At 71.0% G+C, this 11940-nt stretch carries 12 protein-coding genes; 3 read left to right on the top strand and 9 right to left on the bottom strand.

Annotation, left to right across the window (positions count from 1 at the left end; genetic code table 11):
* Positions 1–8: 8 nt before the first annotated feature.
* Positions 9–1115 carry a DUF2332 domain-containing protein gene (locus AB8735_RS23715; protein ID WP_372409220.1) on the bottom strand — a complete coding sequence of 369 codons (1107 nt, stop codon included), beginning with the start codon at positions 1113–1115 and terminating at the stop codon, positions 9–11.
* A 222-nt stretch (positions 1116–1337) separates the two neighbouring features.
* Positions 1338–2003 carry a hypothetical protein gene (locus tag AB8735_RS23710; RefSeq protein ID WP_372409218.1) on the bottom strand — a complete coding sequence of 222 codons (666 nt, stop codon included), beginning with the start codon at positions 2001–2003 and terminating at the stop codon, positions 1338–1340.
* A gap of 271 nt (positions 2004–2274) precedes the next feature.
* Here AB8735_RS23710 and AB8735_RS23705 point away from each other — a divergent pair, with 271 nt between their 5' ends.
* Positions 2275–3399, top strand: a complete 1125-nt coding sequence (locus AB8735_RS23705) for a ricin-type beta-trefoil lectin domain protein (protein WP_372409216.1) — start codon at positions 2275–2277, stop codon at positions 3397–3399.
* A 4-nt stretch (positions 3400–3403) separates the two neighbouring features.
* Here the strand turns inward: AB8735_RS23705 and AB8735_RS23700 are convergent, their stop codons facing one another.
* The 3 genes from AB8735_RS23700 to AB8735_RS23690 form a co-directional block, all read right to left on the bottom strand.
* The gene (locus AB8735_RS23700) at positions 3404–5491 is read right to left on the bottom strand and encodes a hypothetical protein (protein ID WP_372409215.1); all 2088 of its coding nucleotides are present in this window, start codon (positions 5489–5491) and stop codon (positions 3404–3406) included.
* A gap of 154 nt (positions 5492–5645) precedes the next feature.
* Complete coding sequence (locus AB8735_RS23695) at positions 5646–5864, bottom strand: DUF6255 family natural product biosynthesis protein (protein ID WP_372409214.1); 219 nt, start codon at positions 5862–5864, stop codon at positions 5646–5648.
* Positions 5848–6357: an ATP-binding protein gene (locus AB8735_RS23690; RefSeq protein ID WP_372409212.1), complete on the bottom strand. Its 510-nt coding sequence runs from the start codon at positions 6355–6357 to the stop codon at positions 5848–5850. The genes AB8735_RS23695 and AB8735_RS23690 overlap by 17 nt, the downstream gene beginning before the upstream one ends.
* A 255-nt stretch (positions 6358–6612) precedes the next feature.
* Here AB8735_RS23690 and AB8735_RS23685 point away from each other — a divergent pair, with 255 nt between their 5' ends.
* Both AB8735_RS23685 and AB8735_RS23680 read left to right on the top strand, forming a co-directional pair.
* On the top strand, positions 6613–7464 hold the full coding sequence (locus tag AB8735_RS23685; RefSeq protein ID WP_372409211.1) for a helix-turn-helix domain-containing protein: 852 nt from the start codon (positions 6613–6615) through the stop codon (positions 7462–7464).
* Positions 7465–7475: 11 nt separating this feature from the next.
* Positions 7476–7667: a hypothetical protein gene (locus AB8735_RS23680; RefSeq protein WP_372409209.1), complete on the top strand. Its 192-nt coding sequence runs from the start codon at positions 7476–7478 to the stop codon at positions 7665–7667.
* A 212-nt stretch (positions 7668–7879) separates the two neighbouring features.
* Here the strand turns inward: AB8735_RS23680 and AB8735_RS23675 are convergent, their stop codons facing one another.
* From AB8735_RS23675 to AB8735_RS23660, 4 genes are all read right to left on the bottom strand, one after another.
* Positions 7880–9967, bottom strand: a complete 2088-nt coding sequence (locus AB8735_RS23675; RefSeq protein WP_372409207.1) for a hypothetical protein — start codon at positions 9965–9967, stop codon at positions 7880–7882.
* A 161-nt stretch (positions 9968–10128) separates the two neighbouring features.
* Positions 10129–10728, bottom strand: a complete 600-nt coding sequence (locus AB8735_RS23670; RefSeq protein WP_372409205.1) for a dihydrofolate reductase family protein — start codon at positions 10726–10728, stop codon at positions 10129–10131.
* A 58-nt stretch (positions 10729–10786) separates the two neighbouring features.
* The gene (locus AB8735_RS23665; RefSeq protein ID WP_372409203.1) at positions 10787–11386 is read right to left on the bottom strand and encodes an OmpA family protein; all 600 of its coding nucleotides are present in this window, start codon (positions 11384–11386) and stop codon (positions 10787–10789) included.
* 4 nt (positions 11387–11390) lie between these two features.
* On the bottom strand, positions 11391–11939 hold the full coding sequence (locus AB8735_RS23660; protein ID WP_372409201.1) for a hypothetical protein: 549 nt from the start codon (positions 11937–11939) through the stop codon (positions 11391–11393).
* Position 11940 lies beyond the last annotated feature (1 nt).

The raw sequence follows: 11940 nt of genomic DNA, 5'->3' as shown, positions 1-11940 counted from the left end.
GCCGGGCGTCACCCGTCGAGCGCGGTGGCCTCCGTCGCACGGGCGTCCAGGCCCCAGGGGTGCGCCTCGGCGAGGACCTCCTGCGGCCCGTCGCCGAGGCGGGCGGTCAGGACGAACCGGTGGACTCCCCCGACGCGCCGCGGCTCGAACGCCAGGTGGGCGAACCACCCGGTGTCCGGCCCGCGTCCGGCCCGCGCGAGCCGGCCGAGCTCCGCCTCCGCGCGGGACCACTCGGCGGGCGGTACGTACTGGCGCATCACCGAGTGCCAGACCACGGTGAGCGTGCCGGGGCGCAACGCCGTCCCGGCCAGGAAGTCGGCGGCGCCCTGCCGCACGACCCGCGCGGGCACCTCGCGGGCGAGGGCCAGCGCTCCCGCCAGGCGCTCCGCCCGGTGGGGCACGTCGGGCCAGAGATACGCGCGCAGGGCGAGGGCCTCCGCGGGGTCGAGCGGGTCCAGCGGATCGACGTCGCAGCCGAGGCGTTCGACGACGGTCACCCCGGGGACGCGGGCGGCGGCCGCGGCGATGCGGGGCGGCGGGGCGCCGTCCCGCCAGGCGCCGTCCAGGACGACCGGTGAGGCGGGGTCGCCCCAGGCGAACTCCCGTCCGTCGCCGCCCGACCGGATGCGGAAACGGTCCGCCCGTAGGTTCAGCCCGGCGCTCGCCCCCAGTTCCAGCAGCCGGACGGGGGGCGGCTCCGGCAGCCCCAGGTCGTCCAGGACCGTCAGCAGGCCGGCGATCAACTGGCCTGCTCGGCCCACCTCGTTGGTCTGCGGCGGGCGCCGCATCCACGTCGCGATGTGGTCCGGATGTTCCGCCACGGCCCTGCGGAACGGCTCCCAGGCGGCCTCCGGGTCTCCGGCGCGCGCGTAGTGCTCCGCCAGCTCCGGCGCCTTCCCGAGCAGCACCAGCGCGTGCACCGCGCCCAGCAGCCGCAGCGCCACCGCGGCCGGTCCGGGCGCGCCCGCCAGCGGCGCGACGGCGTCGGCGCAGGGCCCGCCCGCCCGGACGTCCTCGGCGGCCCGGGCCAACAGCGCCGCGTACAGCGGCGATCCGAGCTCGGCGCAGGCGCGGGCCTGGGTGTCGATGAGGTCGGCGGTACGGGCGCGGGTCATCGGACCTCCGGGGGTGGCGGGGTTCCACGGTAGGGCCGACGGGACGGGCCAGAGGTATGTGATCGATCACATGAAGGCCCGGCCCGCCCCGAGGGGGGGATCAGGGAGGCGGGCCGGGCCGGTGCGGCCGTGCGGATCGGGGGTGGTCGGCACGACCGGTCAGGGGGCCGGGGAATCGTCCCGGCGGCGACGCGTCGTGCGTCGTTCGACGTGCGCTGTCCGTCAGTTCGCGGACCGGAAGACCTTCGCCGTCCGGGTCGAGCAGGCCGACTTCTCCGCGCTCGTCATGGGACGGGTCTTCACGACGACCGCGTTGTGGACGCCGTCGGTCCCGTTGGGGGCGGGGCCGCTGATGGTGTCGTTGACGTACCAGTAGTAGTGGCCCGCCTTGGGGTCGTCGTAGTGGGTCTGCCAGGTGCCGGACACGTTCCGCATCACCTGGGCCCGGGAGATCCAGCCGACCTCGCCCGGCTTGACGGTCATCCCCAACGTGCTGGTTTCCGAGTGCGAACTCGACCAGGTGTGGCTGTAGTTCGCCTGCACGCTGACGTCGATGATGCCCTCGATCTTGCCGCCGACGGATATGGTCACGCCGGCCGTGTCGCTGGAGCCCACCGTGTCGGACCAGCTCATCGTCTGGCTCGCGTCCGAGCTGGTGCAGTTGTGGAGCTCGTCGGAGACCCGCTTGTAGTTGCCGAGGTAGGCGGTGCCGAACTTCGGGTCGTTGAAGGTGCACTTGCCCGCGCCGGAGGCGCAGTCGGCCATGATCTGCTTGACGCTGAGATCCGCGGCCGAGGCAGGGAGGGCCGCGGCGCCCACCAGGCCCAGTGCGGCGGCCGACAGGGCCAGGACCCGGCGGCTGTACCGCCGTCTTCTGCATTCCGTCATGACGGACTCCTCCTCGAAAGCGTGGGGGAACGGCGATCGGGCCGTGGGGAGCCGGAGCGACTGCCGTTGCCGTGCGATGCGGAAGACATTGGTCCGAATGTCCGGCCAAGAACACCAAGAATTGGCAAAGCCATCGCCGATCGGCCTATTTTGCGGTTAACCCGCAACAACCTTGCGGCACAAGGGACTTTCGGCCCTGGCCGGTGCGCCGACCCCGGCAGTTCCATGATCGACAAGCCGTACAGGCTCCCCCCACACACGAAAGCCCCCCATGACTTCACGCACCCTGCGGCGCTGGATCGCCCTGGCCACCGCCCTCACCTCCGCGACAGGCATCGCTGTCGCCACAGCAGGCCCGGCGTCCGCGTCCGAGACCCCCGGCTCGTACACCGACTACGCCTTCCCCGGCGGCACCAAGGGCCTGTCGGACGTCACGTTCCGCACCACGGTCACCAAGGATCCGGGCCGGGCGGCCAACGTCTTCTGGAGCCACCAGTTCGGCTTCACCAAGGGCAACGGCGCCTACACCGGGATGCAGGCCAACGGCCCGGGCGAGAAGCGCACGTTCCTGTTCTCCGTCTGGGACGCCAAGGAGGCCAAGCCGGGCTCCAGGGGCAGCTACTGCGTCGACTTCGGCGGCGAGGGCGAGGGCAAGAGCTGCCGTATCAAGTACGACTGGAAGGAGGGCCGTACGTACCGGACGCGGGTCGCCGCCGAGGGCGACCGCTGGTTCGGCGTCACGGTGACCGACGAGACCACCGGCGGCTCCTTCAAGCTCGGCAGCATCCGCGCCGCCTCGGACCGGATATCGCCCGGCGGAATGGTCGACTGGACCGAGTACTTCGAGTGGAACGACGACCGGGCGTCCTGCAACGACCAGCCTTATTCGCAGGTGCGATTCGGCCTGCCGCAGGGCGACGGAGGAAGGGCCACGGCCCGGGTCTCGGGCACCAGCGTCAGCGGCGGCTGCTCGGCCCTGAGCCGTGTCGGCACTTCCAGCGACGGCAGCGTGCAGAGCAACGGCGTCGGCAACTCGGTGCGCGGTCCGGTCACCGGCCCCGGCGGCAAGGTGATCGACGCCGCCGGCGTCCTCCGCCCGCCGACCGGGGCCGAGGACCAGCAGTGGGTCCTCGGCAAGGACAAGGCCCTGCACCTGATGAAGAGCGGCAGGTGCCTGGACGTGGCGGGGAACGGGACCGCGAACGGCACCCCCGTCCTGGTGTACGGCTGCAACGGCGGCGCCAACCAGCAGTGGGTCCGCTCCAACAGCGGCCTGCGCAACCCTTCTTCCGGCCGCTGCCTCACCGCGCCGTCCGCCGCCGACGGCGCGCGCCTGCAGATCCGCGACTGCACCGGGGCCGGCAGCCAGCGGTGGACGGTGCCCGCCACGCCCTGACCCGTCACGCCCTGAACCGGCCCGCCCGCCCCTCCGCGAGGTGGTCGCGCAGCCGGGCGTGCCGGAACTGGTGGACGCCGCCCGCCTGGCGGAGGACGCCGCGGAGGCGCGCGCCCTGGAGGAAGGCCATGGGCCGCCAGGGCAGCCGACCCGAAAGCGCCAGCAGGGCGCACGCGAAGACGAACGCGCCCCACGGACGCCCGAGGACGACCACGAAGCCGCAGGCGAGCCCGAAGGCGATGCCGAGCCCGTAGGCGAAGCCGGGGTCGTCCGCCGGCGGGAAGATAATGCCGCTCAGAATCGCCCCGGCGGCACCATACGCGAGGCTGCCGACCCGGCCGTACGACAGACGACCCCCGGTCCAGCCGGCCAGCACACCGGGGAATGCAAAAACGAGGTTAACCGAGAGGCCGTTGACGGGCACAAGCTCCGGCCAGCGTGAGGCCCACGGGTCCGTGTAGGCGAAGACTGTCCCGAAAGTGAAGCCGAAGGAGAGTGCGAAGGAGAGCCCCAGCATGAGTGTCGCTGTGCGGTCCTGCTGAAGGGTCAGCCCAGGGCTCGATACTTTCTTCGCATCGACGGGCACCCGCAGCCAAGCGTGCAGACCGAACGCCAGGGCAAACAGGGCACCGAGCATCAGCACCTTGTCGTGGGGAAGTTCGTGGCCGAAGCCGAGTGCCAGACCGGTCGTGAAGCCCACAGCCGACCGGAGGAGGAAGGGACCTCCTGTTCCCCGGAAGCCGATCTCCACGCGGGTCGGCGGCATACACCGGGCTGTTGTCTGTACAAGGAACCCGGCCAGTGCGAAGGGAACCCCGAAGATGAACCCGTTCACCGGCCCACCCGCAGCATTGCCGATAAGACCGAACATCAGCCCCGAGAGGATGCCGAAGACTAGCCCGCGGACGCTCCCCGGAACGGCCGTTGCCACCTGCCACCACGCGAAGTCCTGCGTCCGGGTCCGGTTCATGTGGCGGGCGGCGAACGCCAGCCACTGGCAGGCCCGTTCCGGCCGGTAGCGCGCCTGCGCGCCGCGTCCGGCTCCGGGCGACGACGGCCGGGGCTCGTACGCGGCCGGGAGGAAGGCGCTCAACAAGTGGTCTTCAATGCCCTTCTGGTCGCAAAAGCCCAGCAGCACGCCGGGTTCCGCAATCGCCGGGGCATAGATCGCACGAGCGAGCGCAATCATGAGCGGGCTGGTCAGGGCCTGGGCCAGGGGTACGGCCGGGTAGTCGGGGTGAGCCCGCAGGCGCGCCAGCACATCCTGCCAGCGGCGGTCAGCCGACGGCCGATCGGCGGTCAAGAACTCCTCGGCCCGGTCGATCGTGACCGGTTCCATCTCCACCACGGTCGCCCGGGTCAGGATCCGGCCGCTTCGGACAACCGCTTCTTCGTACTCGGCGGCGAGGCAGGTAACCACGAGTCGGTCTTCACCACCCGCGGTCTTGTCGAGCTCCCTGATAGCGAACCCATGCAACTCCGAGGGAAGTTCATCCAGCCCGTCGAGCATCAGCAGCACGTGTCCCCCGGTGACCAGCCGCGCCGCCATGTCCCTACCGCACTCCTTCCGGTCGGCCAGGAAAGGGTGCTCCTGGACCAGCCGACGGGCCAGCCAGGTATGCAGATGCTCCCGGCGCGGGTGCCACGAGGACGCCGTCATCAGCACCGGCACCGGGTCCGCCGGGTCGTACGCCTCCAGCAGCCCCAGCGTCAGGAGCATCATGGAGACGCTCTTGCCAGAGGCCCGCTCACCCAGGATCATCAGCTGCTTGACCGGCAGTTCGCGGAACATCGCCACAAGACCGTCCACAGCGCCACGCTGCCGCGCCCCGTCCGCACCCCGTGCCGCCACGGCCCGCTCGGTCCGCCGCCACCACAGGCGCAACGGCGCGGGACTGTCCAGTTCCTGCGCCTTGGCTTCCTCCCTCCACTGCCTCCGCACCTCCTCTGCCAGCCGGCTCTTGACCTGGACCAGCCGGTCCGAGGACGTTCCATGAGGTCTCGTGCCGAAGTGAACGCTGCCGATGCTGCCGGCCTGAACGGCCGGACCATCGATGCTGCCGCCCGAAATTTCGTTGCGCCCATGGGTCATCGCGAACCCCGTTCCGAACCAGTCGCCTCCGCCGTCTCACCGACAGACGAATCGACTGGAATCCAAACATGCGGAACACGCCGGTGTGCCTCCGCTCGCGGGGGCGTGAAAGGGGGCACGGGAGCATCGGGCGGGCGCACGCGAGGCGCGTCGGTCAGGCGCCCGCGTCGCAGTCGTGCGTCCGGATCGCGGTTGTCGCCATCACCGGCAGTTCGGGCGGGCGCAGGGCGCCATAGTCCGTAAAACGTTGGGTACCGCACGTCTGGCAGCGCTCCACGCCGTTTCCCGACTCCCATCCCTCCACATGGCCGCAGTTGCTCACGAGCCGTCCCACCGTCGAACGCACTGGTGGCCCCTCAGCCTTGGCGCGCATACGCCGCCGCGCCCGTGTAGGGCAGGACGGCCCAGACCTTGGTGCCCTCTGCGCCCGGTCCCGGTGTGTCGATTCCCCAGTCGCCGCCGCACTCCCGCGCCACGCAGGCGAGCAGGAGCAGCATCCGCCTGCGCCGGTCAGCGCAGAGGAGCGACGCGGCAGGTTCGCTCCGGTGAGAGGGGTGGGGGTCCCAGAGGACCGTCCGCAGAGCGTCATCGCGCCAGTTGAGACTGAGATAGAGGTTCTGGCCGGGCTCGAACATTACCGCGCATGCGACGAGTTCGCCGACAACCTGGAGCACGGGCGGGGCGATCCCGGTGAGTCCATGGGCGCACAGGGACGCCTGGACGTTGCGGCGGGCGACGGCGGCCGAACGGGACTCTCCCGGGATTGTGAAGCTGTAGGAGAGGGATGTGGGGTCTGCGGTGCGGACAGGGGCTGGTGGGTCGTCGCACGAGTCCGGTGACACGAGTGGGCAGAGGCTGACGGGCATACGGCAGCTCCCGGTGGGGGGACGGGTGTTGGGCACGCACGTGTGGGCAAGGTGGCTCGTCGCGACAGCACGCAGGCGTACGAGCGTGCTCGCGCGATGCACTTCCGACTCCGTCAGTACGTGAGCGATGCGCCACCGAAGGTAGCGGAGCAGGTGGCCAATAGGCCACCCGCTTGCACAGAAAGTCCACCTCGGTGGAGGCGGCCTCGCCCGAGGCGGCAGACTGCCGTTCACCACAAGCACAGAGGGGAAGCCGTGCCACCCAGGACATCTCCCACAGAGCGCCAGAAGCGCGTCGGATACGAGCTGAACAAGATGCGCACGTCAGCAGGTGTGAGCGCCGAGAGCATCGCCTCACTGCTGGGAGTGGACCGGAGCAAGATCTCCGCCATCGAGAGAGGCGTACGGGCCATCAGCCCGGACCGCCTGTGGAGTTGGGCCTGCCACTGTGCCTGTTCGGACGAGCGGTACGTCGAGGCACTGGTCAAGCTCTCCCAGTCGAACCCCAGAGGCTGGTGGGAGCGCTACAGAGGGGCGCTCCCCGGGGGCTTCCTCGACATCTCGGAGATGGAGGCCAACGCCACGCGGCTGCGGACGGCACACACCGTCCACATCCCAGGACTTCTCCAGACGATCGACCATGCCCGCGCCATCTTCGGAGCCGTCGTCCCGCCCCTCCCCGAACGCGAACTGGAGTTGCGCCTGGTGCACCGCATGGAACGCCAGCGCATCCTCCTCCAGGACAAGCCGCCCGAGTACTACGGAACCGTGCACGAGGCGGCGCTCCGCATGCAGTTCGGCGGCAGATCTGTGGCACGGGCACAGCTACAGCACTTGATGCACATCTCGGAGCTCAGCCACGTCACGCTTCGCGTCCTGCCGGTGTCCGGTGGCGTCTTTCCTGGGGCCGGGCAGACGCTCGTATATGCCGAGGGAGCAGTCCCTCAGCTGGACACCGTGCAGATCGACAGCACCCATGGGCCGGAATACCTCTGCGGTGAGGCGCAGTTGACCAAGTACCGTGCTCAATTGGACTGGACCGAGCGGCTCGCCCTATCCCCGGAGGAGTCTCTCGGTTTCATCCATGACATCGTTCTACAGCTCTAGGGAAACTCCTCATGCCCGACATCACCTGGGAAGAACCCTTCTGCGGCGAAGGAAGCGCATGCTTCCGCATAGGCACCGATGCCGACGGCAACGGCTTCATCACCGTCGCTGGCGAGGAGCACCGCTACCTCACCGATTCCCGAGAAGCCCTCCGCGCCCTCATCCTCGACATCAAAGCCGGCAAAGCCGACCACCTCCTTTGAGCGGGGCACCGACCATGGAGCGGCATGGTGCTTCATCGGCCGTCCATCTCATCCGGGCCCTTCAGGCCCAAAAAGACCCATCCTCATAACTTCATGCACCCCGCGCCCACGCCATGGGTGGCCGCAACCGCCGTCCTGGCTCCTGCGACGGATACCTCCGTCGCCACAACCAAGCCAGCAGCCGCGTCGGCCCGGTGTCCACCCTGATCGCCCTACGTGTGCCCTTCGGCCAAGTGGTCGCGCAGCCGGGCGTGCCGGAACTGGTGGACGCCGCCCGCCTGGCGGAGGACGCCGCGGAGGCGCGCGTCCTGGAGGAAGGCCATGGGCCGCCAGGGCAGTCGGCCCGAGAGCGCCAGCAGGGCGCACGCGAAGACGAACGCGCCCCACGGACGCCCGAGGACGACCACGAAGCCGCAGGCGAGACCGAAGGCGATACCGAGCCCGTAGGCGAAGCCGGGGTCGTCCGCCGGCGGGAAGACGACGCCGCTCACGATCGCCCCCGCCACGCCGTAGGCGAGGCTGCCCCACCGCCCGTACGACAGACGGCCCACGATCCAGCCGGCCAGCGCGCCGGGGAGCACGAACACCGCGTTGACCGTGAGGCCGTCGACGGGCCCGAACCCCGGCCAGTCCGAGGCCGACGGATCCGTGTGGGCGAAGACCGTCCCGAAGGTGAGGCCGAAGGAGAGGGCGAACGAGAGCCCCAGCATGAGCGTCGCCGTACGGTCCTGCTGGAGCGTGAGCCCGGGGCTCGACACCTTCTTCGCGTCGGCGGGCACCCGCAGCCAGGCGTGCAGACCGACCGCCAGGGCGAACGGCAGACCCAGCATCAGCGCGTCGTCATAGGGGAGTTCGAACCCGAAGCCGAGCGCGATGCCGATCACGAAGCCCACCGCGGAGCGGAGGAGGAAGGGCCCGCCCGTGCCCCGGAAGCGGATCTCCACCCGCGTCGGCGGCTTGCACCGGGCCGTCGTCTGCACGACGAATCCGGCCAGCGCGAACGGGACCCCGAAGACGAGCCCGATCACCGGTCCGCCCGCCGCGTGGCCGATCACACCGAACACCAGCCCCGAGACCACCGCGAAGACCAGCCCCCGGACGCTCCCCGGCACCGCGGTCTCCACCTGCCACCACGCGAAGTCCTGCGTCCGGTTCCGGTTCATGTGACGGGCGGCGAACACCAGCCAGCGCCGGGCCTGTTCGGGCCGATAGTGCGCCGGGGCGCGCCGCCTGCCGCCGGGCGGCGGCGGGCGCGGCTCGTACGCGGCCGGGAGGAAGGCGCTCAGCAGATGGCTCTCGATGCCCTCCCGGTCGGAGAAGCCCAGCAGTACGCGGGGGTCCGCGTCCGCCGGAGCGTAGATCGCGCGAGCGAGCGCGACCATGAGCGGACTGGTCAGTGCCTGGGCCAGAGGTACGGCCGGGTGCCGCGGGTGGGCCCGCAGCCGCGCCAGTACGTCCTGCCAGCGGCGGTCGGCGGGCGGCCGGTCGGCGGTGAGGAACTCCTCGGCGCGGTCGAGGGAGACCGGTTCCATCTCCACGACCGTCGCCCGGGTCAGGATCCGGCCGCTCCGGGCGACCGCCTGTTCGTACTCGGCGGCGAGACAGGCGACCACGAGCCGGTCCCGGCCGCCCACGGCCCGGTCGAGCGCCCTGATGGCGAACGCGTGCAGCTCCGCGGGGAGTTCGTCCAGGCCGTCGAGCATCAGCAGCACGTGCCCGCCGGTGACCAGCCGTGCCGCCATGTCCGTACCGCACCCCTTCCGGTCGGCCAGGAAGGGGTGTTCCTCGGTCAGCCGGCGGGCCAGCCAGGTGTGCAGGTGCTCGCGCCGGGGGTGCCACGAGGAGGCCGTCATCAGCACCGGCACCGGGTCCGCCGGGTCGTACGCCTCCAGCAGCCCGAGCGTCAGGAGCATCATGGAGACGCTCTTGCCGGAGGCCCGCTCGCCGAGGATCACCAGCTGCCGGACGGGGAGTTCGCGGAACATCGCCACGAGCCCGTCCACGGCGCCGCGTTCCTGCGCCCCGTCCGCGCCCCGTGCGGCCACGGCCCGCTCGGTCCGCCGCCACCACAGGCGCAGCGGCGCGGGGCTGTCCAGGTCCTGCGCCGTGACCTCGTCCCGCCACTGCGTCCGCACTTCCGCCGCCAGCCGGTTCTTGACCCGGGTCAGCCGGTCCGGGGGCGTTGCGCCGGGTCTCGTGCCGATGTGAACGGTGCCGATGGTGCCGGCCTGAACGGCCGGACCGTCGATGCTGCCGCCCGAGATGTCGTTGCGCTGTTGGCCGTTGCGCTGTTGGGTCATCGTGAACCCCGTTCCGACAGTCAACTGGACAGTCAACTGGCTGAAATCCAACCATGCGGAACGCACCGGTGCCCCTCCGCTTGCGGGGGCGTGAAGAGGGGCACGGAAGCATCCGGCAGGCGCACGCGGGGCGCGCCGTCGGTCCCGCCCTTTACGGGCGGCTACGCCTCCCCGTCCCGGTCGTACGTCAGGAACACCGCGCCGCTCTCCATCGCCACATGCCCGGACAGCGTCCACACGCGCGGTGCGAAGCCCGCCGTCGGGGCGAACAGCGGGACACCCGTACCCGTCGTCAGCGGGCCCAGCTTGATGATCAGGCGGTCGATCTCGGGGTAGAGGGAGGCCGCCAGTTCGCCGCCGCCGATGAGCCAGATGTCCTTGCCGGGCTCCTGCTTGAGCTCGCGGACCTTCTCCGCCGGGTCGGTGGCGACGAGTTCCACGGCGGGGGCCGGGGCCTCGGTGAGGGTGCGGGAGAAGACCAGGTGGCGCAGGTGGGGGTAGGCGTCGGGGATCCCGGCCGCCAGGCCGGTCTCGTAGGTGCGGCGGCCCTCGACGACGGTGTCGAAGTGCGTCCCCCCGGCCGTGACGCCGAGCGCGGCGCGGGCGTGGACCGGGAGGATCTCCGGGTACTCGGCGATCAGGTGCCGGACGTAGTCCTCCGGGACAGGCCAGAAGCCGTCCGGGCCGGTCGGGTCCGCGCCGTCCGGGCCCGCGATGTGGCCGTCGATGGTGGAGGCGATGCAGTAGACGAGCTTGCGCAAGGGGGATCCTTCTCCTCGGTGGGCCGACGGTGAGCCGGTGGCGGACCGACCTTGATCATCATCCCCTGCGCGGGAAGCTGACCTCCACCCTGCGGTTCTTGCGGCGGCCGTCCTCCGTGGAGTTGTCGGCGATGGCGTACTCCTCGCCGTACCCCCGGATCTGGTAGGTGATCGCGGAGGAGCCCAGTTCCCGGGCGAGGCGGCGCTGCACCGCGTTGGCGCGCTCCTTGGAGAGGGCGATGCCGTGGTCGGCCGAGCCGAGGTTGTCGGTGAAGCCGAAGACGCGGATCGTCGTCGCCCGCTGCCTCTTCGCCTCCGCGGCGATCACGCCGATGCGCTGTCCGGCCGCCTTGCCCAGGTCGGCGCTGTCCTTGTCGAAGAGGATCTCCGTCTGGAGGGCGAACGTCACGTCCACGTTGGTGTCCTCGCGGCGCTCGCCGCCGTTGCTGCCGGTCTCCACAACGGACTTGACGTCGAGGACGCGCCCGGGGGCGAGCCGCGCGCCCTTGCGCAGTTTCAGGCCGGGGGCGGTGGGGTCGAGGCGGACGGGCGGGGTGGTGTTCGCGGGGTCGCCGGGTCCGGAAGCGTGGGCGGGCGCCGGCGCGACGGCCCCGAAGGCGATCAGGGCGAGGACGACGATCGGCAGTCGGGTCACCACCGGGTCACCCCGAGAGCCTGATGCGGACGGTGGGCATGGTGGGGAGCTGGAAGTCGACCGCGGTGACCTCCGAGGGCGGCGCGGGGAACTGGGCGAAGACCGGGCGGGATTCACCAGGCTTGATGTTCGTCAGGCCCGTCGTGCACAGGCACTCGCCGTCCGTGTCGCGCAGGACGAGATAGCGCTTCTTGCTGCGGTCGTCGACCAGCGAGGCCCCCGATATCGCGGATCTCGACTTCACGCCGGTCTCCTTGGAGCGCCATTCGAGCGCGTCGAAGACGGCTTTGCCGCGATTGGTGACGGAGCCCTGGACGGTGACGAAGCCACCGCCGTCCCGGACGGCGGAACCGATCGTCACCACCACGCCGTTGGGCCCCTTGAGCTCTCCCAGTACGCCGCCCGGCCGGGAGTCCTCGGAGTCCGCGACCGGTTTCGAGCTCCCGGCGCCCCCTCCGTCCCTGCCTCCGTCGTCCCCGCCGCCGCACCCGGCCGCCGCCGCGGCCAGCGGGACCATGAGGGCCATGGCCGCGATCCTCCGGTGCCCTGCGCTCATC

Origin of the sequence: Streptomyces luteireticuli, from assembly GCF_041519305.1 — a bacterium.
Classification (GTDB): domain Bacteria; phylum Actinomycetota; class Actinomycetes; order Streptomycetales; family Streptomycetaceae; genus Streptomyces; species Streptomyces luteireticuli.
This window is presented reverse-complemented; position numbering and strand designations above follow the sequence as displayed.

Coding starts and splice junctions, on each gene's coding strand:
- AB8735_RS23715 (WP_372409220.1), bottom strand. CDS start 1,115: ATGACCCGCGCCCGTACCGCCGACCTCATCGACACCCAGGCCCGCGCC.
- AB8735_RS23710 (WP_372409218.1), bottom strand. CDS start 2,003: ATGACGGAATGCAGAAGACGGCGGTACAGCCGCCGGGTCCTGGCCCTG.
- AB8735_RS23705 (WP_372409216.1), top strand. CDS start 2,275: ATGACTTCACGCACCCTGCGGCGCTGGATCGCCCTGGCCACCGCCCTC.
- AB8735_RS23700 (WP_372409215.1), bottom strand. CDS start 5,491: ATGACCCATGGGCGCAACGAAATTTCGGGCGGCAGCATCGATGGTCCG.
- AB8735_RS23695 (WP_372409214.1), bottom strand. CDS start 5,864: ATGCGCGCCAAGGCTGAGGGGCCACCAGTGCGTTCGACGGTGGGACGG.
- AB8735_RS23690 (WP_372409212.1), bottom strand. CDS start 6,357: ATGCCCGTCAGCCTCTGCCCACTCGTGTCACCGGACTCGTGCGACGAC.
- AB8735_RS23680 (WP_372409209.1), top strand. CDS start 7,476: ATGCCCGACATCACCTGGGAAGAACCCTTCTGCGGCGAAGGAAGCGCA.
- AB8735_RS23675 (WP_372409207.1), bottom strand. CDS start 9,967: ATGACCCAACAGCGCAACGGCCAACAGCGCAACGACATCTCGGGCGGC.
- AB8735_RS23660 (WP_372409201.1), bottom strand. CDS start 11,939: ATGAGCGCAGGGCACCGGAGGATCGCGGCCATGGCCCTCATGGTCCCG.